This window comes from Streptomonospora mangrovi (assembly GCF_027604915.1).
Lineage (GTDB): Bacteria > Actinomycetota > Actinomycetes > Streptosporangiales > Streptosporangiaceae > Streptomonospora > Streptomonospora mangrovi.
In genome coordinates, this window is record NZ_JAJAQC010000052.1 from 23842 (window position 1) to 44731 (window position 20890).

Consider the following 20890-nt stretch of genomic DNA (forward strand, 5'->3'; position numbering starts at 1 on the left):
CTCGGCCGGACGCGTGCGCGCGCCCGGTCAGACCCGCAGGTAGCGCCGCAGCGTCAGGAACGACGCGACGGTGCACAGCAGCACGCCGAGGATCAGCGAGACGCCGATCACCGACAGCAGGGAGCCGGTGGAGAGGGTGACGTCGAACTGGAACCACTCCTGGATCCGGCTCAGCAGCAGGAAGCGCGCCGCGACGATGAACCCGGAGGCGATGATGCCGCCGATGAGGCCGGCGATGGCGCCCTCCAGGAGGAACGGCAGTTGGATGTAGAAGTTGGACGCACCCACCAGGCGCATGATGCCGGTCTCCTTGCGGCGGCTGTAGGCCGCGAGGCGGACGGTGTTGCCGATGAGCAGGGCGGCGGCGGCCAACTGCACGAACGCGACGGTGAGCGCGGCGGCGGTCAGGCCGTCGAGCAGGCCGAAGAACTGCTCCAGCACGGCCTGGTCGTCGTAGATGGAGTCGATGCCGGGGCTGCCCTCGATGTTGCTGGACACGGCCTCGTACTGGCTGGGGTCGACCAACTGGACCCGGAAGTTGTCGGGGATGTCACCCTCGCGGACGGCCTCGACCATCGCCTCGTTGTTGGCGAAGCGCTCCTGGAAGTCCTGGAAGGCGTCCTCGGCGCTGATGTACTCGACGCTGCTGACCTCGTCCATGCTTTCCAAGGCGCTCTGGACGTCCTGGCGCTGCTGGTCGGTGGCCGGACCGTTCTCCTGACACGTGTTGGAGGTGGAGATCTCCGTGCACATGTAGACGGTGAGGGTCACGCGCTCGTCCCAGTACTGGCGCATCTGCGTCACCTGCTGGTTGATCAGCAGGCCGCCGCCGAACAGGGCGAGCGAGATGGCCACCGTGACGATGACCGCGACGGTCATCGTCAGGTTGCGACGCAGACCGATCCAGATCTCGGAAAGAACGAATTGAGCTCGCATGAGAGTTAAGGGTCCATCCTCGTGGGCTTCGCCGCGCTGCACTGACCAACGCAGGAGCGCTGGCAGGCCCGTGCGTCAGTACGCCTGGCCGTAGACGCCGCGGGACTGGTCGCGCACGACCTCGCCCTCTTCGAGCTCGATGACGCGCTTGCGCATCGAGTCGACGATGGCGGCGTCGTGAGTCGCCATGACAACGGTCGTCCCGGTCCGGTTGATTCGGTCCAGCACCTTCATGATGCCGATCGATGTGGCGGGGTCGATGTTTCCCGTCGGCTCGTCGGCCAGCAGGATCTGCGGCCGGTTCACGAACGCGCGCGCGATGGCGACCCGCTGCTGCTCGCCGCCCGACAGTTCGTCGGGCATGCGGTCGGCCTTGCCTTCGAGGCCGACGAGTTCGACCACCTCCGGGACGACCTTGCGGATGAACCGCCGGGGCTTGCCGATGACCTCCAAGGCGAACGCGACGTTCTCGAAGACGTTCTTGTTCGGCAGCAGCCGGAAGTCCTGGAACACGCAGCCGATACGCCGACGCAGGTGCGGCACCTTCCAGTTGGACAGGCGCGCGAGGTCCTTGCCGGCGACGTGCACGCGGCCCCGCGTGGGCTTCTCCTCCTTGAGGACAAGCCGCAGGAAGGTCGACTTGCCCGACCCCGAGGGGCCGACGAGGAAGACGAACTCCCCCTTGTCGACGTCGATCGTAACGTCCTCCAACGCAGGGCGCTTCTGGGTCGGATAGACCTTGGTGACGTTCTCAAAGTGGATCACAGCGGCATCACAAGGTTCTCAGAGGTTGGGGCGCCCCAGCGGATGTCGGGATCCGCAAAAGGCAGTACCGGCCACACGGCCAATCGTCAGTGTAGAGGTGATCGCAACCTGGAATGTCCCATTTCGACCCGCAACCTCAGCGGAGGTGCCCCGAACGCGGGCGGGATGCATGGGAGACGCGATCCGACACAGCCGACCGGCCTGGGTCGTCCCGGCGGACAACCGACACGAGCATATCGGAACTGTCAACCGGCGGTAACGCTCACATATACCGCGTAACGGACGCACCGCCGGTTTGCTATCGCGGAGAACCCCGCGCGACCCCTACCCCTCGGCCGCCTCCTGGCTGCGCATCCAGCGGATCTCGGCGTCGATGAACGCGTCGATCTCGCCGTCGAGGATCGCACTGGGATTGCCGGACTCCGCGCCGGTGCGGACGTCCTTGACGCTCTGGTAGGGGTGCAGCACGTAGTTGCGCATCTGGGTGCCCCAACTGCTGACGCTCTCGCCGCGGAGTTCGTCCAGCTCGGCGCGCTCCTCGCGGCGCTTGCGCTCCAGCAGCTTGGCCTGGAGCATCGACATGGCCGTGGCGCGGTTCTGGATCTGGGAGCGCTCGTTCTGGCAGGAGGTCACGATCCCGGTGGGCAGGTGGGTGATGCGCACTGCGGAGTCGGTGGTGTTGACGCCCTGGCCGCCGGGGCCGCTGGAGCGGTAGACGTCGATGCGGAGTTCGCTCTCGTCGATGTCGATGTGGTCGCTCTGCTCCACGACCGGCACCACGTCCACGCCCGCGAACGAGGTCTGGCGGCGGTTCTGGTTGTCGAACGGCGAGATGCGCACCAGGCGGTGGGTGCCGTGCTCGCCGCGCAGGGTGCCGTAGGCGAAGGGCGCCTTGACGACGAAGCTGGTGGACTTGATGCCGGCTTCCTCGGCGTAGGAGGTCTCGTAGACCTCGGTGGGGTAGCCGTGGCGTTCGGCCCAGCGGAGGTACATGCGCTGGAGCATCTGCGCCCAGTCGGCGGCGTCGACCCCGCCGGCCTGGGAGTTGATGGTGACCAGGGCCTCGCGTTCGTCGTAGGGGCCGTTGAGCAGGGTGCGGACCTCAAGCTCGCCGATGTCGCCGCGCAGGGAGTCGAGTTCGGAGTCGGCCTCGGCGAGGGTGTCGGCGTCGTCCTCGGAGGCGGCCAGCTCGTAGAGCACGCTGAGGTCGTCGAGGCGGCGCCGGATGCTGCCGACCTTGCCCACGGTGGATTCGAGGTTGGAGAGCCTGCGGGTGACCTTCTGCGCCTCGCCGGGGTCGTTCCACAGCTCGGGGTCGGCGGACTGCTCGCGCAGCTCCTCGATCTCGCGCTGCTTGGCGTCGAGGTCGAGCACGGCCTCGACGCTCGCCAGCGTCGACGAGAGTTCCTTGATCTTTTCCGCGGGGTCTAGGTCTGCCACAGGCTCAAGTCTAGGGTCTGCGCACGCTGTTTCCGGACGGCGGCGGCTAGTCGGCCGACAGCAGCGAGCGCACCGACCGCAGGGCCACCGACAGGGTGGCGAGGTCCCACTGGTCGGCCTCGCGGATCTCGGTCAGGGTCTGCTCGGAGCGCCCCACCGCCACGGAGTTGCGCTCCAGCCACCGCTCGCGCAGCGTGTCGGGGTGCTCGCCGGCCTCGCCGCACAGCAGGACCTCGCGGGTCAGCTCGGCGTGGGCGGCGTAGAGGTCGTCGCGCAGCGCCGCGCGGGCCATGGTCAGCCAGCGGTCGGTGCGCGGCAGCGCGATGATGCGCTCGCGCAGGGTGCCGATCTGGAGGCTCTCGGCGAGGTCGAAGTAGACCTCGGCGACGTCCAGCAGGGAGCGCCCGGTGCGCTGGGCCACGGTGATCACGTCGAACGTGGAGTAGGCGGGCACCATCGCGGCGACGCGCTCGGCCAGCTCGGCGGGCACGCCCTCCTTGGTGAAGCGGTCGCGCCGGTCGGCGAAGGACCGGCGGTCGCGGCCGTTGACCAGCTTGGGAAGCTGCGGGACGAGTTCGGCCACGCCGTCGGCGAACGCCGCGATCTCGTCGCCCAGGTCGAAGGGCGACTTGCGGTTGCGCAGCAGCCAGCGGGCACCGCGCTCGATGAGCTTGCGCGCCTCCAGCAGCATGGCCAACTGCACCCCGGCGTCGACCCAGTGGTCCAGGCCCTCGACCGCGCGCCAGAAGTCGCCCAGCCCGAACACCTCGCGCACCACCAGGTAGGCCCGCGCGATGTCGGCGGGCGCGGCGCCCAGCTCCTCGTTGACGCGGAAGGCGAAGGTGGTGCCGCCCCGGTTGACCATGTCGTTGACGATCTGGTTGGTGATGATCTCGCGGCACAGCGGGTGGCCCGGCATGGCCTCGGCGAACCGCTCCCGCAGCGCCGTGGGGAAGTAGTCGACCAGGGTGCGCCGCAGGTAGGGGTCGGAGGCGAGGTCGGAGGCCGCGATCTCGTCCTTGAGGGTGTTCTTGGTGTAGGCCAGCACGGTGCCGAACTCCGGCCCGGTCAGCCCCTGGCCGGCCTGGCGGCGGGCGGCGATCTCCTTGTCGTCGGGCAGGGTCTCGAGCTTGCGCTTGAGCCGGCCGTCGCGTTCGAGCTTGCGCAGGTAGCGGGCGTGGACGTGCATCATGGCGCCGGCCTGGCGGCGGGCGGCGGCCAGCACGACGTTCTGCGCGTAGTTGTTGTCCAGCACCAGGTCGGCAACCTCGTCGGTCATGCTCAGGAACAGCTCGTCGCGCTCGGGCTTGGTGAGCCGGCCCTCGCGGACCTCGCGGTCGAGCATGATCTTGATGTTGACCTCGTGGTCGGAGGTGTCCACGCCGGCGGAGTTGTCGATGAAGTCGGAGTTGACCCGGCCGCCGGCCTTGGCGAACTCGATGCGCCCGGCCTGGGTGAGGCCGAGGTTGCCGCCCTCGCCGACGACCTTGCAGCGCAGGTCGGCGCCGTTGACCCGGACGGGGTCGTTGGCCTTGTCGCCGACGTCGGCGTTGGACTCCGCGGCGGACTTCACGTAGGTGCCGATGCCGCCGTTCCACAGCAGGTCCACCGGCGCGGTGAGGATGTGCCGGATCAGCTCGAAGGGCGGCAGCGCGGTCACGCCGTCGTCGATGCCGAGGGCCTCGCGGACCTGCGGGGTGATGGGGATGGACTTGGCGGTGCGCGGGTGCACGCCGCCGCCGGCCGAGATCAGCGAGGTGTCGTAGTCGGCCCAACTGCTGCGCGGGAGGTCGAACAGGCGCCGGCGCTCGGCGAAGGACCGCTCGGGGTCGGGGTCGGGGTCGAGGAACACGTGGCGGTGGTCGAACGCCGCGACGAGCCGGGTGTGGCGCGACAGCAGCATGCCGTTGCCGAACACGTCGCCGGACATGTCGCCGATGCCCACGGCGGTGAAGTCCTCGTTCTGGATGTCCACCCCCATCTCGCGGAAGTGGTACTTCACCGACTCCCAGGCGCCGCGCGCGGTGATGCCCATGGCCTTGTGGTCGTAGCCGACCGAGCCGCCCGAGGCGAAGGCGTCGCCCAGCCAGAAGTCGCGCTCCACCGAGATGCCGTTGGCGATGTCGGAGAAGGTGGCGGTGCCCTTGTCGGCGGCGACCACGAGGTAGGAGTCGTCGGCGTCGTAGCGCACGACGCCCTCGGGGTGCTGGACCTCGCCGCCGACGAGGTTGTCGGTGACGTCCAGCAGGCCGCTGATGAACTGCTTGTAGCAGGCCACGACCTCGGCCATGACGGCGTCGCGGTCGCCGCCGGCGGGCAGCCCCTTGCAGACGAACCCGCCCTTGGCGCCGCTGGGCACGATGACGGAGTTCTTCACCATCTGCGCCTTGACCAGGCCCAGGATCTCGGTGCGGAAGTCCTCGAAGCGGTCGGACCAGCGCAGGCCGCCGCGCGCCACCGCGCCGAAGCGCAGGTGCACGCCCTCGAAGCGCGGCGAGTAGACGTACATCTCGAACCGGGGCCGGGGCGCCGGGAGGTCGGGGATGCGCTGGGGGTCGAGCTTGTAGACCAGGTAGGGCTTGGCGCCGTCGGCGCGGCCCTGGTAGTAGTTCGTGCGCAGGGTGGCCTCGATGGCGGCGAGGAACCAGCGCAGGATCCGGTCCTGGTCGAGGCTGGCGACCTGGTCCAGCTCGCCGCGGATCTCCTCGGTGATGGCCTCGGTGCGTTCGGCGCGGCCGGTGGCGTGGTCGGGGTCGAACCGGGACTCGAACAGCCGCACCAGCAGGTTGGCCACGTGCACGTTGGCCACCAGCACGTCGGCGATGTAGGCGGGGCTGAACGTGCTGCCGGTCTGGCGCAGGTACTTGGCGTAGGCGCGCAGGATGGTGAGCTGGCGCCAGTCGAGGCCGCCGCGCACCACCAGGGCGTTGAACCGGTCGGACTCGCCGCGGCCGTGCCACAGCGCGGTGAACGCCTCCTCGAAGAGGTGCTTGAGGCGGTTGGCGGGGAGTTCGACGGCGTCGGTCAGCGGCGCCAGGCCGAAGTCGTAGATCCAGGCGCGGCCGGTGCGGGGGCCGGCGACCCCGTAGGGGCGCTCGTCGTTGACCTGCACGCCCATGTGCTCCAGCAGCGGCAGCACCCGCGACAGCGAGATCGGCTCGCCCTTGCGGTAGACCTTGAGCCGCCACTCGCCGGGCTCGGCGGCGGCCGGGCGGTAGAGGTTGACGGCGAGTTCGTCGTCGCCGAGCTGGTCGAGGCGGTGGAGGTCGTCCACGGCGGTGGCCGCGGGGGTGTCGACCTTGTAGCCCTCGGGCAGTGCCCCGCCGTAGGTGTCGAGGAGTTCGGCGGCGCGGGCGGCGCCGAAGCGGGCGCGCAGCTCGTCGGAGAGGTCGTCGGCCCAGGAGCGGGTGGCGGCCACGACCTCGGCCTCCAGGGCGGCGTGGTCGTACTCGGCCAGCAGCCGGCCGCGTTCGGCGCGCACCACCAGGTAGAGCTGGGCGAAGGGCGCGGAGCCGACCATGACGCTGTGGTCCATGGTGGCGCCCTCGAAGGCGCGGGCCAGCACGCGCTGGATGTCGAGGCGGACGTCGGTGTTGTAGCGGTCGCGCGGCATGTAGACCAGGCACGACATGTAGCGGCCGTAGGGGTCGCGGCGCAGGAACAGCTTGGTGCCGCGCTTCTCGCGCAGCCGCAGCACGCTGAGCACGATGTCGTGCAACTGGTCGACGGGGGTCTGGAGCAGCTCCTCGCGGGGGAAGCCCTCGAGGATCTCGGTGAGGTCCTTGCCGTCGTAGCTGTCGGGGTCGAACCCGGCGGTCTGGAGGATCTCGGCGTGCTTGCGCGCCAGGATCGGGATCTCGGTGATGCTCATGGTGACCGCCTCGTGGGTGTAGAGACCCAGGAAGCGGTACTCGCCGACGACGCGGCCCTCGCTGTCGAACCGCTTGACGCCGAGGTAGTCGAGGTACTTGCGGCGGTGCACGGTGGCGCGGGAGTTGGCCTTGGTCAGCACCAGGACGTGGGGTTCGCGGGCCTTGGCGCGGGCCTCGGGCGGCAGCAGCGCGAAGCTCTCGGAGACCGCGGAGTCGCCGCGCAGCAGCCCCAGGCCGGTGCCGGTGCGCGGGCTGAGGCCGAGTTCGGCGGAGTCGGCGGCGTCGGCGGGCTCGCCCGACCTGGTGACCAGGCGGTACTCGCGGTAGCCCATGAAGTGGAAGTGGCGGTCGGCGGCCCAGCGCAGGAACGCCACGCTCTCGCGGATCTCGGCGGGGTCGACCCCGCCGGCGGCGATGGAGTCGGCGGTGCGCTCCAGTTCGTCGGCGAGCAGGCGGGCCTGGCGGCGCATGCGGTCGGTGTCCTCGTCCACGTTGTGGACGTCGGCCAGCACGCGTTCGAGGTCGGCCGCCAGCTCCTTCTGCGCGGTGGGGTCGGGGCGGCGGTCGATCTCCAGGTGCATCCACGACTCCTGGAGGGGCACCAGGCCGTCGGGGTCGAAGTCGGGGCCGGGCTCGATCTCGCGGAGGTCGCCGGCGACGTCGCGGGCCACGCGCACCTGCGGGTGGATGACCACGGCGTAGCCGATGCCGCGGCGGTCCAGTTCCATGGTGACGGAGTCGACGAGGAAGGGGGCGTCGTCGGTGACGACCTCGACAACGGTGTTGCCGTTGTCCCAGCCGTCGCGCTCGACTGTGGGGGTGTAGACGCGCACCTTGGCCCGGCCCTGGGGCCGGTGCCGGGCGAAGGCCAGGTGGGCCGCCGCCGGGCCGCAGATCTCGGCCGGCTCGCGCTCCCTCAGCTCCTCGACGGCGACGTGGCGGTAGTAGAACCCGAGGAACCGGCGGGTGCCTTCGGGGCCGCCGGGGGCGTCGGCGAGAAGAGGCCAGTCGGAGCACTGCTCGACGGAGTCGCGCAGTAGGTGGTCCATGACATCGGCGTGCTGCCCGGACATGGTGCGATCTCACTCCCTTGTGAGTCGTTGGGGGGCCGGCTCGGGGCCGGTGGGCCCGGAAAAGGGTCGTATGACGGCTATGAAGTTGTGCGCCGGCGGCGCCCGCGGGGGCGCGGTCGGCGGGGGCCGCCCGGGGAGGGGCGGGGCCTGTGCGCACAGGGGCGGGTGTCCGGCCGGACGGCGTTGTCCGGCCCCCGCCTGCGCCCAGGCTAGCGGGTGGGCTACCCCGGATTCGCGATCAACACCGTTAACTGTGCGTTTAGCTTGTTTAGCGGCGCATTGCGGTACCCGGCGTTCGGCGCGTTCCCCCGTACACGGTACGCGGCGGGCGCACCGGCACAAGAGGGCGGCCGGGACCGGCCGTCAGGTGGCGGCGGCGGTGGCCTGCCGCAGGGCGCTGAGCAGGCGGTCGGTGTCGGTGAGGTCCTCGAGGACGTGCTGGGCGCCGGCGGCGCGCAACTGGGACTCGGTGGCCGAGCCGCTGACGACCGCCACGGGGGTGGCGTGGCCGATGACGGCGGCCTCGACGTCGCGCGGGGACTCGGTGATGTAGACGGTGGCGGCCTCGGAGAACGCGGCGTTGCGGGCCTCGGCGGCGCGCATGCGGGTGAACTGGATCAGGCTGGCCTTGGGGTAGTGCTCGGAGCCGAACCCGCCGATGCTGAGGTCGAGGTAGCGGTCCAGGCCGAAGGCCGACAGCTTGGCCACGGCGTTGGCCATGATGGTGCCGGTGACCACGGTCTGCACGGTGTCGTCCAGGGCGGCGACGGCGGCCAGCGCCTCGCGCGCGCCGGGCATGGCGCGCCCGCGCACGGTCAACTGGTCGCGGCGGCGGGCGAAGGACTCCCCCAGCGCCTCGATGAAGTCGGCCAGGGGTTCCTCACCGGGGTCGAGGCGGACGTCGTTGCGCGCCAGGAACTCGAAGAAGACCTCGGAGTCGGTGCGGCCGCTCGTGGAGGCGAGGTAGACCAGCGGCGCGCCGGTGACGCGCTCGAACGCCTCGGCGTAGGCGGCCCGGGTGACCTGGGCGACGTCCACGAGCGTGAGGTCGATATTCCACAACACCAGCCGGCTGATGGGAGGCTCCTTGAGGGGTGGGTGTGCGGGTGTTCGCCCCCTTATTTTGCCCCACGCCGGGCGCCCGGGGGCCTGCACCGCGGTTTGGCCGCCGCTCGCGATGGAACGCCGCCGCCCCCGGGAGCGTCAATGCCGCTGAACCCCCTGAGCCCCGAGGACGGCCCCGTGGTCAACAACCTGAGCAACAGCTTCTTCGGCAGCGACAACAGCTTCGGCGGCCGGATCGCCGACCAGCGGCAGAACGAGGCCATCCACGACCTCGACGCGCGCCTGGCGAGCACCCACTCGCGCCTGAACTCCGAGATGCGGCGCATCAGCGGCAGCCTGGAGCAGCGGCTGGACCGCCTGGCCACCTCCTTCGACGCCTTTGTCGAGTTGAGCGACGTGCGGGCGCTGCTGGCGATGTTCCCCGAGGCCGCCGTGGCGCGCTACCGCACCCACCGGATGCTGGCCGGGGAGGCGGCCGACGACGGCGACCGCGACGACGTCGCGGGCTACTGGCTGTGCCCGGCGGCGCGCGGCCTGGCCGCGGCCGTGCGGGGCGACTCCGCGGCGGCCCGGCGGCGGGTCGGCGAGGCGGCGGCGCTGGACGCGCTGCGCGCGGGCACGTTCGCGCTGCTGGCCGCGGCGACGGCGGCGCCCGACGAGGCGCCCGCGCTGGCCGACTGGATCCTGCCCAAGATCCTGCCGGAACTGCCCGACGAGGTGGCCCGCCACCAGCGGGCGCTGTGGCTGCTGGCGGCCGACGGCCTGCTGGGCGGCCCCGCCCGCGAGTACGTGCGCGCCCTGGCCGCCGACGCGGTGCGCCGCGCCGAGGAGGGAGGAGGCGGCGCGGAGGCGGCGGCGGACTTCTGGGCCACCGTGGCGCCCGCCTCGACCCCGGCCTCCGGCGCGCGGGTGCTTGAGGGGGGCGGCGGCGCCGCCCACGCCCGGGTGGTGGCGGCGAGCCGGCTGGCGGCGCTGCGCGCGTGGCTGGAGGAGGCGCTGGCGCCGGAGGCCGGGGACGGGGCCGGGGCCGGGTCGGCGGGCGCCGGCGCGGGCGGCAGCGGGCCGGGCGCCGTGCGGGTCGCCCCCGAGGCCGCCGAGACGCTGCGGCTGCTGGTGGACGAGGGCAGCACCGAGGAGGCGCCCCTGCTGGCGCGCGCCGCCCAGTTGCGCGCGGTCGTGGAAAGCAGCGGCGGCGCCTCGCCGGAGGACCCGGTGGCCGCCTGGACCGACCCGGCGGGGTCGGCCGCCGACCTGCTGCGCGCCGACGCCGCCGCCTCGGCGCCGGCGTCCCGGCGCGCGCTCGCGGTGGCGGTCCAGGCGCCGGCCGTCCTGGCCGCCGCCCAGGACCTCGCCCGGCGGGCGGGCGAGCCCGTGCCCGACGAGGCCCAGGTCACCCACCACGGCCGCCGGGTGCGGGTGACCTCCGCCTGCCCCGACCCCGCGTCGCTGTCGGCGGCCGACGCGGCGCTGGCCGCCGCCTACGCCCGCGACCGGGGTGACCGGATCAGGGCCGCCGCGGCGGGCGGGGTGGCCGTGCTGGCGGCGGTGGCGGCGCTGCTGGGCACCGCCGTGCTGTGGGTGGTCGCGGCGGCGGGACTGGCGGCGGCGGGCGGGTTCGCCTACCGCGACCGCGCCGGCGCCCGCGCCGCGGCGGCGTCGGTGGCCGACGCGCGGCGGGCCCTGCGCGCCAAGGCCGACACCGGCGTCCGGGAGTGGCGCGCGGAGCTGGCCGCGGCCGAGGACGCGGCGGCGCGGGCGCAGGACGAACTCGCGAAGGTGCGGCGACTGCTGGCGGGCTGACCGCCCGGCACGCCGGCACCGGGCGGGCGGTCCTCAGCCCATGTGCGGGTAGCGCCAGTCGGTCGGGGCGGCGAAGGTCTCCTTGATGGCGCGCGGGCTGACCCAGCGGGCGAGGTTGAACACCGACCCCGCCTTGTCGTTGGTGCCGCTGGCGCGGGCGCCGCCGAAGGGCTGCTGGCCGACGATGGAGCCGGTGGGCTTGTCGTTGACGTAGAAGTTGCCGGCCGAGAAGCGCAGGGCGGTGTCGGCGGCGGCGATGGCGGAGCGGTCGCGGGCGATGACCGCGCCGGTGAGCGCGTAGGGCGCGACGTCGGCCATCTGCGCGAGCACGTCGTCGTAGCGGGAGTCGTCGTAGACGTGCACGGCCAGCAGCGGGCCGAAGTACTCGGTGCGGAACACGTCGTCCTCGGGGTCGGCGCACTCCATGACGGTGGGCTGCACGAAGTAGCCCTCGGAGTCGTCGGCGCCGCCCCCGGCCAGCACGGTGATGGAGTCGGTGTCGGCGGCCCGCTTCAGCGCGGCGGCGTTCTTGGCGAAGGCGCGGTCGTCGATGACGGCGCCCATGAAGGTGGAGAGGTCGCCGGTGACGTCGCCCATGGTCAGCGACTCCACCTCGGCCACCAGGTCGTCGCGCAGCGTCCGCCACACGCTGCGCGGCACATAGGCGCGCGAGGCCGCCGAGCACTTCTGGCCCTGGTACTCGAAGGCGCCGCGGATCATGGCGGTGCGCAGCACGGCGGGGTCGGCGCTGGTGTGGGCGACGATGAAGTCCTTGCCGCCGGTCTCGCCGACGATGCGCGGGTAGGCGCGGTAGTCGGCGATGTTGGCGCCCACGGTGCGCCACAGGTGCTGGAAGGTGCGGGTGGAGCCGGTGAAGTGGATGCCGGCGAGGTCGGGCTGGGCCAGGGCGACCTCGGAGACGGCGGCGCCGTCGCCGGTGACCATGTTGACGACCCCGGGCGGCAGGCCGGCCTCCTCCAGCAGCCGCAGCAGGAAGTAGGCGGAGTAGGTCTGGGTGGGCGAGGGCTTCCACACCACGGTGTTGCCCATCAGCGCGGGCGCGGTGGGCAGGTTGCCGGCGATGGCGGTGAAGTTGAACGGGGTGATGGCCAGCACGAACCCCTCCAGCGGGCGGAACTCCTGGCGGTTCCACACGCCGCGCACCGAGATCGGCTGCTCGGTGTAGAGGCGGCGGGCGAAGGCGACGTTGAACCGCCAGAAGTCGATCAGCTCGCAGGCGGCGTCGATCTCGGCCTGCTGCACCGACTTGGACTGGCCCAGCATGGTGGCGGCGTTGAGGGTCTGCCGCCAGGGGCCGGCCAGCAGGTCGGCGGCGCGCAGCAGCACGGCGGCGCGCTCGTCGAAGGGCATGGCGCGCCAGGCGGGCGCGGCCGCGCGGGCGGCGTCGACGGCGCGGGCGACCTCGGCGGCGGTGGCGTTGGTCATGCGGCCCAGGACGCGGCCGTGGCGATGGGGCCGCACGGCGGCGATGGGCTCGCCGGCGCCCAGGGCGGTCTGGCCGCCGATGGTCTGGCCGAGGTCGACCTCCTGGGCCGACAGCCGCGCGATCTCGGCCTCGACCGCCGCGCGCTCCGGGGTCCCCGGCGCGTAGGTGAGGTTGGGTTCGTTGACGGGCTCGGGGACGTTGGTGACGGCGTCCATCGCACTGCCTCCCGGTCGGGGTGGGGCGTGGCCTGGGCGGCGCCGGGCCGGGTGCGGGCCGGCGCCGGTCTCCACGCGGTCATGCATACCCGGGGGCGCGTGTGCGGTAATCGTCCGGCGCGCGGGTGCGCCGGCGGGGCGGGGCGCGCGGGCGCGCCTCAGCGGCGGCCCAGCAGGTCGGGCAGCTCCTGGACGGCGTACCAGAGCAGTTCGTGGTCGTCGTCGTGCCCGGCGGCGGGGTCGGCGGCGGCCGCGGCGATCGCGTCGGCGGCCTCGGGGGCGTCGACGTGCAGGGCGGCGACGCGCTTGAGCGGCACCGTCCCTGCCACGGTGACGGCGGCGGGGTCGTCGGCCTCCGGCGCGGCCGCCACGGCGGCCTCGGAAATCTCGGCGGCGACCACGGCGCGCCGGCGCGGGGCGGCGGGGTCGGCGGCCAGTAGCCGCACGCTGGCGCGGGCGGCCCCGCGCAGCGCCTCGTACTCCAGTTCCTCGTCGTCGGCCGGGCGGTCGCCGCCGCTGAGGTGCGGGGTGACGGCGTAGGCGCGCAGCGGGGCGCCGCCGATGTGCCCGTCGTCGAGGAGGGCGGCGAGGCCGGTGAAGGTGCTGGGAAGGTAGATGCGCATCCGTGGCTCTGGTCGAATCGGCGGGTCGGGCGGGTGGACGGGGGGCGGCCGGGCGCGGGCGGCGGGCCGGTGCGCGCGGCGTGCCAAGTGTGCCAGAGCCGCCGGGCGGTGCGCCCGGCGACTCGGCGGCCGGCGGTCAGGAGGCCCGGGGCCGGGTGGGCCGGGGCGGGCTGGGCGGGGTGGGCAGGGGGTCGAACTCCACGCCGCAGGTCTCGGCGAGGCGCTGGCGGGTCTCGGCCGGGTCGGTGTGCAGGATGCCGGTCATGCCCAGTTCGACGGCGGCGCGCACGTTGTGCTCGATGTCGTCGATGAACACGCACTCCTCGGCGGGCACGCCCGTCAGTTCGACGGCGTGGCGGAAGATCTCGGGTTCGGGCTTGCGCATGCCCACCTCGCCGGAGATGACGACGGCGTCGAAGGTGTCGGCGAAGCGCTCGTGGGGGTAGCCGTTGCCCCAGGAGTTGGACAGCAGGCAGGTGCGCACCCGCCGTGTGCGCGCCTGGCGCAGCAGCGCGTACATCTCCTCGACGGGGTGGAACCCGGAGAACATCCGGGTGATGAGCCCTTCGGCGGGCACCGGGCCGCCGTCGAGCAGGCGGAGTTCGGCGGCCAGCAGCCGCTCGAACTCGGCGACGGCGACCTCGCCGCGCTCCAGGGCGTGGATGGGGTTGGCGCCGGCCGGCCCGCCGGCGTAGGCGCCCTCGACCCAGGCGCGCATGACCGCGCGGTAGCCCTGGCGGTCGATGCCGTCGGCCACCAGCCAGGCGTCGATGGTCTCGCGTAGGGGGGAGGTCAGCACGCCGCCCCAGTCGGTGATGATCGCACGGCACTGCTTGGCCATGTACTGCCTCGCCTTCGCTCGTGGGCGCCCGCCGCCGTGCGCCGGGCCGGCGCGCGGCCCGGCGGCCCCGCCCGCGGCGGGGCGCCCGTCGTCGCCGCAGGCCCGGGGCGGGTTTGTTCCCGCGCCGGGGCGCGGCCAACCGTCGCGGCGGCGGACCGCCACCACCCGGACCACACGGTACCGACCAGTCGGTCGGATGGCATACTGCGGTACATGGACTTCGACCCCAGCCCCACCGCGCGGGAGTACCTCGCCACCCTGCACGAGTTCATGGACCAGCACGTCTACCCCGCCGAACCCGTCTACCACCGGTGGCGGGCCGAGGCCGGGCACGACAACCACGACCTGCCGCCGGTCATGGAGGAGCTGAAGGCCGAGGCGCGCCGCCGCGGCCTGTGGAACCTGTTCCTGCCCGACGTGAGCGGGCTCAGCGTCACCGACTACGCCGCCCTGGCCGAGGTCACCGGACGCTCGCCGGTGCTGGCGCCCCAGGCGCTGAACTGCTCGGCGCCCGACACCGGCAACATGGAGGTGCTGCACATGTTCGGCACCCCCGACCAGCGCAAGCGCTGGCTGGAGCCGCTGCTGGAGGGCCGGATCCGCTCTGCGTTCGCCATGACCGAGCCCGACGTCGCCTCCTCCGACGCCGCCAACATCGCGACCTCCATCGTGCGCGACGGCGACGACTACGTGATCAACGGCCGCAAGTGGTGGATCAGCGGCGCGGCCGACCCCCGCTGCGCGGTGTTCATCGTCATGGGCAAGACCGACCCCGACGGCCCGGCCCACCGCCAGCAGTCGATGATCCTGGTGCCCCGCGACACCCCCGGCGTGGAGGTCGTGCGCTCGCTGCCGGTGTTCGGCTTCCAGGACCAGGAGGGGCACTGCGAGCTGCGGTTCACCGACGTCCGGGTGCCGGCGGCCAACCTCGTCTCCGGCGAGGGCGACGGGTTCATGATCGCCCAGGCGCGGCTGGGGCCGGGCCGCGTGCACCACTGCATGCGCGCCATCGGCATGGCCGAGCGCGCGCTGGAGCTGATGGTGCGCCGCGCCAACGAGCGGGTGGCGTTCGGCAAGCCGCTGGCCGCCCAGGGCGTGGTGCAGCAGCAGATCGCGGAGTCGCGGCTGGCGATCGAGCAGGCCCGGCTGCTGGTGCTCAAGACCGCCTGGCTGATCGACAACCACGGCACCAAGGAGGCGCGCACCGAGATCTCGGCGATCAAGGTGGCGGCGCCGCGCACGGCCGTGGAGGTGATCGACCGCGCCATCCAGGTCTACGGCGGCGCCGGGGTGAGCGACGACTTCCCGCTCGCCCAGATGTACGCCCACGCCCGCGCCATGCGGATCTTCGACGGCCCCGACGAGGTGCACCTGCGGGCGCTGGCCCGCCAGGAGACCAAGCGGCACGCCTGAGCGCCCGGCCCGCCCGCCCGGCGGCGCCAGGGCGGCTCCGCCGGGCGGGCGGCGCGGGCCGGTCCCGCCCGCCGGGGACGCCCGCGGCACCCCGGGGCGGGCGCAGCCGCGGGGTGCCGCGACCACTACTGCGGGATCAGTACTCCAGGCCGTCGCCGAAGCGCAGGTCGGTGCCGGGGATGTCGACGGGCAGCCGGCCCGAGGGCGCGACCTCGCCGGCGATGACCCGGGCCGCCGCCGCGCGCGAGGGGTCCACCGCGGAGTAGGTGGCCAGGTAGGCGTCGGCGTCGGGCAGGTCGGCGATGTCGTAGGGGTTGCCCTGGGCCACCACCGCCACCGGGGTGCCCGAGGCGGCGGCGGAGGCCACCAGGGCGGCCTGGCCGGCGTCGCCGCGCGCGTTGAGGGTGCCCACGACCGCGAGGTCGGCCCCGGCGGGGTCGGCGGTGACGGTCAGCCCCAGCCGCTCCAGCTCCGCGCCGATCTCCTCGGCGCCGGTGCCGGTGACGCTGACGGTGGCGCCCTCGGCGGCGGGCAGCGCGCCGCCCTCGTTGCGCAGCAGGGTCACCGACCGCTCCGCCAGCTCGGCCGCCGCCGCCCGGTGGTCGTCGGTGCCCAGGGCGCCGGCGGCGGCCTGGACGTCGGCGGGTTCGGCGTCGAACAGGCCGCGTTCGGCCTTGACCTTGAGGATGCGGCGCACGGAGGCGTCGAGCCGGTCCTGGCTGATGCGGCCGTCCTCGACGGCGGCGCGCAGCGCGTCGACGGCGGCCTGGGGGTCGGGCGGCATGAGAAGCTGGTCGACCCCGGCCAGCACGGCGCGCACCGCGACCTCGCCGTCGTCGTGGGTCTGGCGCACGCCCTCCATGTTGAGGGCGTCGGTGGTGACCATGCCGTCGTAGCCGAGTTCGCCGCGCAGGACGTCGCGCACCACGCGGGGCGAGAGGGTGGCGGGCTCGCCGGAGTCGTCCAGCGCGGGCAGGACCAGGTGGGCGGTCATGACGGCGTCGACGTCGGCCTCGACCGCGCGGCGGAACGGCGGGAGGTCCTCGCGCTCCCACTCCCGGCGGGTCTTGTCGACGACGGGCAGCCCGGTGTGGCTGTCGGCGGCGGTGTCGCCGTGGCCGGGGAAGTGCTTGACGACCGGCACCACGCCGGCGTCGGCGAACGCCTCGGCCTCGGCGGCGGCCAGGTCGGCGACCAGGTCGGGGTCGGAGCCGAACGAGCGGATGCCGATGACGGGGTTGGCGGGGTCGGAGTTGACGTCGGCGTCGGGGGCGTAGTCGAGGTTGATGCCCAGCGCGGCCAACTCCTCGGCGGTGACGCGGGCCAGGGCGGCGGCCTGGTCGGGGTCGCGGGTGGCGCCCACCGCCATGGCGTCGGGGAACCGGGTGCCGATCTCCAGCCGCGACACCATGCCCTGCTCCTGGTCGATGCCCAGGAACAGCGGCACCCCGGCGCCGTGGTCGGCGGCGGCCCGCTGGAGGCCGTTGGACATGCGGGCGATCTGCTCGGCGCCGGTGAGGCTTTCGGGGAAGTAGATGAGCCCGCCGGGGCGGTAGCGCGAGACCAGGTCGGCGCTGTCCTGGGCGGTGGTGCCCTCGGCGGTGAGCACCAGGAGCTGGCCGATCTTGTCGGCGGTGGACATGCCGGCCAGGACCTCCTCGGCCTTCTCCTCGGCCAGGCGCTCACGCTCGCGCTCCCGCCGGCGTTCCAGCTCCTGGGCGTCGGGCGAGGACTCCGCGTCTGAGGGCCGTTCGGCACCGCCGGGTGCGCAGGCGGAGGTGAGGACCAGGGCGAGGGCGCCCAGGAGCGCGAGGATGCGGCAGGGGTGCATGGCGGACCTTCCGAGGACGGCGGCGGAGGCGGCGCGGCGGGCGAGGCTGCGGGCGGCCGGCGCTGCGGGGCCGGAGGGACCGAAGAGGCCGCCGCGTGCGTGCGCGGCGCGGGCGGGTGCCCCGGCGGACCCACAATAACGTTTCGCGGCCCGGCGGGCGGCCGTTGTCCACAGCCCCGCCGGCGTGCCGCGCGGGCGCCCCGCAGAGCGCGCCGGCCCGCTCCCCCGCGCCGGTCCCCCTTCCCGCGCCGGCCCCGCCCCCGGAGAACGCGGCGGGGGCCGCGGGAACCCCCGCGACCCCCTCGCCCGCGTCGGGGCGGACCTTTATCGGCGCCGGCGCTACAGCCCCAGCTCGGCCAGGCCGGGCAGGGCGGCGGCGGCCGCCGCGCGCGCCTCCTCAGGACCGCGCGCGGCCAACGCGGCGGCGGCGGCCGCCCGGCACTGGGCCAGCTCGACCCGCGCCAGCGCCGCACGCACCAGCGGCAGCGCCGAGGCGCCCATGGACAGGCTGGTCACGCCCAGACCGGTCAGCACGCACGCCAGCAGCGGGTCGGCGGCGGCCTCGCCGCAGACGCCGCAGGGGCGCCCCGCCTCGGCGGCGGCCGACGCCGCCACCGACACCAGGTCCAGCACGCCCGGCTGCCAGGGGTCCTGGAACCGGCCCAGGCCGCCGGTCTCGCGGTCGGCGGCGCAGGTGTACTGGGTGAGGTCGTTGGTGCCGATGCTGAAGAACGCGGCGGAGGCGGCGATGTGGCGGGCGCGCAGCGCCGCCGCCGGGACCTCGATCATGACCCCGGCCTGCTCCACCCCGGCCTTGGCCGCCGCGGCGGCGAACCAGTCGGCGTCCTCGGCGTCGGTGACCATCGGCGCCATGACCTGGAGTTCGGCGTCGGTGCCGCGCTCGGCCTCGGCGAGGGCGGCCAACTGGGCGTCCATGGTCTCGGGGAAGCGGCGCATCATCCGCAGCCCCCGCTCCCCCAGCGCCGGGTTGGGCTCGGCCGCCGGGGCGGGCAGGAACGCCAGCGGCTTGTCGGCGCCGGCGTCCAGCGTGCGCACCACGACCTTGCCGCCCGGGAACGCCTCCAGCACCGCGCGGTAGGCGGCGACCTGCTCGTCGTGGCCGGGCGCGTCGGCGCGGTCCAGGAACAGGAACTCGGTGCGGTAGAGGCCGACGCCCTCGGCGCCGTTCTCCAGGGCCGCCGGGAGGTCCTGGGGGCCGCCGATGTTGGCCAGCAGCGGCACCGGGTGGCCGTCGGCGGTGCGCCCGGGTCCGCTGCTCTGCGCGGCGGCCCTGGCGCGGGCCGCAGCGGCGGTGGTGGCGGCCTCGACGGCGGCGGGGTCGGGGTCGGCCACGACCTCGCCGGTGGCGCCGTCGACCAGCAGCAGGGTGCCCTCGGCGATGGCGTCGGCGCCCGCGCAGGCCACGACGGCCGGCAGCCCGAGGGACCGGGCGAGGATGGCGGTGTGGCTGGTGGGGCCGCCCTCGCGCGTCACGAACGCCACGACCTGGGCGGGGTCCAGGACGGCGGTGTCGGCGGGTGCGAGGTCCTCGGCGACGAGCACGAACGGGCTGTCGGAGTCGGGGATCCCCGGGATCGGCGCCCCCATGAGGCGGGCGACGATGCGGTCGCGCACGTCGTCGAGGTCGGCGACGCGCGCGGCCAGGTACTCCCCCGCGCTCGCGAGCATGTCGCGGTAGACCGCCATGGCCTCCGACACCGCCCGCGCGGCGTCGGCGCCCTCGCCCACGCGGCGGCGGACGTCGTCGGCCAGGGCGGGGTCGCGGGCCATGAGCGCCTGGGCGCTCAGCACCTCGGCGGCCTCGCCCCCGGCCCGCTCGCCGCGCGCGGTGAGGTCCTGGGCGGTCTGCTCCATCGCGGCCACGGCGCGCCGCGCCTCGGCCTCGGCGTCGCCTGCGTGGCGGGCGTCGGGGGCGGGCTGAGGCACCTCGCGGGTCAGGCGCTTGACGGGGCCGTAGCCCGCGCCCGGGCTGACCCCGGCCCCTCGGTAGGTCTGCGCCATGTCGTCCCCCACCTAGTCGGCGTTCGCGATCTCGGCGAGGCGGTCGAGCAGGGCGTCGGCCTCGGGACCCTCGCCCTCGACGTCGATGACGATCTCGTCGCCGTTGCGGACGTCCAGGCCCATCACGGCGAGGATGCTCTTGGCCGACACGGGGGTGCCCTCGCCCTTGGCGACGGTCACCTGCCCCTCGGCCTTGGACGCGGCCTCCACGAACATGGCGGCGGGGCGGGCGTGCAGGCCGACCTTGGACTCGACTGTGACTCGGCGTTGGGCCACGAGGCACCTACTTTCCGGGTAGCTGGGATGTGGTTCGGGGTGGTCAGGCGGGCGGTGCGGGGTCAGGCGGGGGTGCCGGGGCGGTCGACGCGGGCCAGCCGGGGCCAGTCGACCTCGGTGAGGTGGTCGACGATCAGGTCGGCCCCGCTCAGCACGGCGGGGTCGTGCGTGGTCGTGATGGCGACCACGCGCATCCCCGCGCGCCGGCCCGCCTCGATCCCGGCGGGTGTGTCCTCGAACACGACGATGTGCTCGGGTGCGTATCCCAGCAGATCGGCTCCGGCGAGGTAGCCCTGGGGGTGGGGTTTGCCCTCGGTCACGTCGGCGGCGGTGATGAGCCCCTTGAACATGGAGCGCACCCCCAGCCGCTCCAGGGCGATCTCGGCCCACTGCGGGCCGGCCGAGGTGACCAGCGCGAAGGGCACTCCCTCGGCGTGCAGGCGGCGCACGAACGCCGCCGACTCCGGGAGTTCGCGGGTCTCGGGCAGGTCGGGGGCGGACTGGATGACCTGGAGTTCGGCCAGCAGGACGTCCCAGGTCACGCCGGGGAAGAGGGAGGGGTCCTCCTCCAGGACGTCGGTGCCGCGCCGCCCCATGAAGCGGTGCAGGGTGGCTTCGTCGTGGGGGATGTTGTGCAGGTCCAGCAGCCGCGACCAGACCTCCATGGAGCGCGGCTCGGAGTTGATGAGGGTGCCGTCGAGGTCGAAGAGGGCGGCGCGGGGCAAGGTGTCGTTCTGGTGGCTCATGCCCACCTGAACAACGTGTCGCCCGCCGCGACTTCCCCGGCGGCGGGGTCGGCGACCGCGTCGGCCCGGGCCTCCAGCGCCACGACCGGCACGATCGCGGACATGCCCTGGCGCTCCACCTCGGCGGGGTCCCACCGGATGACGGGGGTGCCGGGCTCGACCTCGGCGCCCTCCTCGACCAGGGTGGCGAAGCCGGCGCCGTCGAGCTTGACGGTGTCGATGCCCAGGTGCACCAGGACGCCCCGCCCGCCCTCGCCGAGCACGAGGAAGGCGTGGGGGTGGAGCTTGACGACGCGCCCGGCGATGGGCGCGACCGCCTCCTGGGGCCGGGGGGCGGGCCGCACGGCCACGCCGGGGCCGACCATCCCCTGCGCGAAGACGGGGTCGTCGACCTCGCTCATCGCGACGGCGGTGCCGGGGACGGGGGTGAGGACGGTGAGCACGGCCACCTCCTTGTCGAACGGGGCGCTGCGGGCACAGGGTGCCGGCCGCGCCGGTGGCGGATGTCGGTGCGCCGGGGAGGGC

The 20890-nt window shown here is 74.0% G+C and carries 15 protein-coding genes; 2 read left to right on the forward strand and 13 right to left on the reverse strand.

The genetic code is table 11. From position 1 onward, the window contains the following. Nucleotides 1-27: 27 nt before the first annotated feature. The 5 genes from ftsX to LG943_RS23360 form a co-directional block, all read right to left on the reverse strand. Nucleotides 28-936 carry a permease-like cell division protein FtsX gene (ftsX, locus tag LG943_RS23340; protein WP_270074501.1) on the reverse strand — a complete coding sequence of 303 codons (909 nt, stop codon included), beginning with the start codon at nucleotides 934-936 and terminating at the stop codon, nucleotides 28-30. 75 nt (nucleotides 937-1011) lie between these two features. After that, nucleotides 1012-1701, reverse strand: a complete 690-nt coding sequence (ftsE, locus tag LG943_RS23345) for a cell division ATP-binding protein FtsE (RefSeq protein ID WP_270074502.1) — start codon at nucleotides 1699-1701, stop codon at nucleotides 1012-1014. Between the two features lie 324 nt (nucleotides 1702-2025). Further along, nucleotides 2026-3141, reverse strand: coding sequence for a peptide chain release factor 2 (gene prfB, locus LG943_RS23350; protein WP_270074503.1), 1116 nt, complete (start codon nucleotides 3139-3141; stop codon nucleotides 2026-2028). A gap of 46 nt (nucleotides 3142-3187) precedes the next feature. Next, nucleotides 3188-8086: an NAD-glutamate dehydrogenase gene (locus LG943_RS23355; protein WP_270074504.1), complete on the reverse strand. Its 4899-nt coding sequence runs from the start codon at nucleotides 8084-8086 to the stop codon at nucleotides 3188-3190. Between the two features lie 363 nt (nucleotides 8087-8449). Then, the gene (locus LG943_RS23360; RefSeq protein ID WP_270074523.1) at nucleotides 8450-9148 is read right to left on the reverse strand and encodes an HAD family hydrolase; all 699 of its coding nucleotides are present in this window, start codon (nucleotides 9146-9148) and stop codon (nucleotides 8450-8452) included. Nucleotides 9149-9292: 144 nt separating this feature from the next. Between LG943_RS23360 and LG943_RS23365 the strand changes: the two genes are divergently transcribed. Further along, on the forward strand, nucleotides 9293-10951 hold the full coding sequence (locus LG943_RS23365; protein ID WP_270074505.1) for a hypothetical protein: 1659 nt from the start codon (nucleotides 9293-9295) through the stop codon (nucleotides 10949-10951). Between the two features lie 33 nt (nucleotides 10952-10984). Here LG943_RS23365 and pruA read toward each other — a convergent pair whose 3' ends face one another. From pruA to LG943_RS23380, 3 genes are all read right to left on the reverse strand, one after another. Then, nucleotides 10985-12613, reverse strand: a complete 1629-nt coding sequence (gene pruA, locus LG943_RS23370) for an L-glutamate gamma-semialdehyde dehydrogenase (RefSeq protein WP_270074506.1) — start codon at nucleotides 12611-12613, stop codon at nucleotides 10985-10987. 158 nt (nucleotides 12614-12771) lie between these two features. Then, nucleotides 12772-13236, reverse strand: coding sequence for a DUF6912 family protein (locus LG943_RS23375; protein WP_270074507.1), 465 nt, complete (start codon nucleotides 13234-13236; stop codon nucleotides 12772-12774). Between the two features lie 136 nt (nucleotides 13237-13372). After that, on the reverse strand, nucleotides 13373-14077 hold the full coding sequence (locus LG943_RS23380) for an HAD family hydrolase (protein ID WP_270074508.1): 705 nt from the start codon (nucleotides 14075-14077) through the stop codon (nucleotides 13373-13375). 213 nt (nucleotides 14078-14290) lie between these two features. Between LG943_RS23380 and LG943_RS23385 the strand changes: the two genes are divergently transcribed. Next, nucleotides 14291-15490 carry an acyl-CoA dehydrogenase family protein gene (locus tag LG943_RS23385; RefSeq protein WP_270074509.1) on the forward strand — a complete coding sequence of 400 codons (1200 nt, stop codon included), beginning with the start codon at nucleotides 14291-14293 and terminating at the stop codon, nucleotides 15488-15490. Between the two features lie 136 nt (nucleotides 15491-15626). On the opposite strand, the gene LG943_RS23390 is transcribed toward LG943_RS23385, so the two are convergent. The 5 genes from LG943_RS23390 to LG943_RS23410 all read right to left on the reverse strand — a co-directional run bounded on the left by LG943_RS23390 (nucleotide 15627) and on the right by LG943_RS23410 (nucleotide 20808). Then, nucleotides 15627-17321, reverse strand: coding sequence for a glycoside hydrolase family 3 protein (locus tag LG943_RS23390; protein ID WP_270074510.1), 1695 nt, complete (start codon nucleotides 17319-17321; stop codon nucleotides 15627-15629). A 339-nt stretch (nucleotides 17322-17660) separates the two neighbouring features. Further along, nucleotides 17661-19343 carry a phosphoenolpyruvate--protein phosphotransferase gene (ptsP, locus tag LG943_RS23395; RefSeq protein ID WP_270074511.1) on the reverse strand — a complete coding sequence of 561 codons (1683 nt, stop codon included), beginning with the start codon at nucleotides 19341-19343 and terminating at the stop codon, nucleotides 17661-17663. 12 nt (nucleotides 19344-19355) lie between these two features. Then, the gene (locus tag LG943_RS23400) at nucleotides 19356-19619 is read right to left on the reverse strand and encodes an HPr family phosphocarrier protein (protein ID WP_270074512.1); all 264 of its coding nucleotides are present in this window, start codon (nucleotides 19617-19619) and stop codon (nucleotides 19356-19358) included. Nucleotides 19620-19681: 62 nt separating this feature from the next. Continuing rightward, complete coding sequence (locus LG943_RS23405) at nucleotides 19682-20365, reverse strand: HAD family hydrolase (protein ID WP_270074513.1); 684 nt, start codon at nucleotides 20363-20365, stop codon at nucleotides 19682-19684. Next, the gene (locus LG943_RS23410) at nucleotides 20362-20808 is read right to left on the reverse strand and encodes a PTS sugar transporter subunit IIA (RefSeq protein ID WP_270074514.1); all 447 of its coding nucleotides are present in this window, start codon (nucleotides 20806-20808) and stop codon (nucleotides 20362-20364) included. The genes LG943_RS23405 and LG943_RS23410 overlap by 4 nt, the downstream gene beginning before the upstream one ends. Between the last annotated feature and the right edge of the window lie 82 nt (nucleotides 20809-20890).

Excerpts from the sequence above, each read along its gene's own strand:
- ftsX (WP_270074501.1), bottom strand. The coding sequence starts at position 936 with ATGCGAGCTCAATTCGTTCTTTCCGAGATCTGGATCGGTCTGCGTCGC.
- LG943_RS23355 (WP_270074504.1), bottom strand. The coding sequence starts at position 8,086 with ATGTCCGGGCAGCACGCCGATGTCATGGACCACCTACTGCGCGACTCC.
- LG943_RS23365 (WP_270074505.1), top strand. The coding sequence starts at position 9,293 with ATGCCGCTGAACCCCCTGAGCCCCGAGGACGGCCCCGTGGTCAACAAC.
- pruA (WP_270074506.1), bottom strand. The coding sequence starts at position 12,613 with ATGGACGCCGTCACCAACGTCCCCGAGCCCGTCAACGAACCCAACCTC.
- LG943_RS23375 (WP_270074507.1), bottom strand. The coding sequence starts at position 13,236 with ATGCGCATCTACCTTCCCAGCACCTTCACCGGCCTCGCCGCCCTCCTC.
- LG943_RS23380 (WP_270074508.1), bottom strand. The coding sequence starts at position 14,077 with ATGGCCAAGCAGTGCCGTGCGATCATCACCGACTGGGGCGGCGTGCTG.
- LG943_RS23385 (WP_270074509.1), top strand. The coding sequence starts at position 14,291 with ATGGACTTCGACCCCAGCCCCACCGCGCGGGAGTACCTCGCCACCCTG.
- LG943_RS23390 (WP_270074510.1), bottom strand. The coding sequence starts at position 17,321 with ATGCACCCCTGCCGCATCCTCGCGCTCCTGGGCGCCCTCGCCCTGGTC.
- ptsP (WP_270074511.1), bottom strand. The coding sequence starts at position 19,343 with ATGGCGCAGACCTACCGAGGGGCCGGGGTCAGCCCGGGCGCGGGCTAC.
- LG943_RS23405 (WP_270074513.1), bottom strand. The coding sequence starts at position 20,365 with ATGAGCCACCAGAACGACACCTTGCCCCGCGCCGCCCTCTTCGACCTC.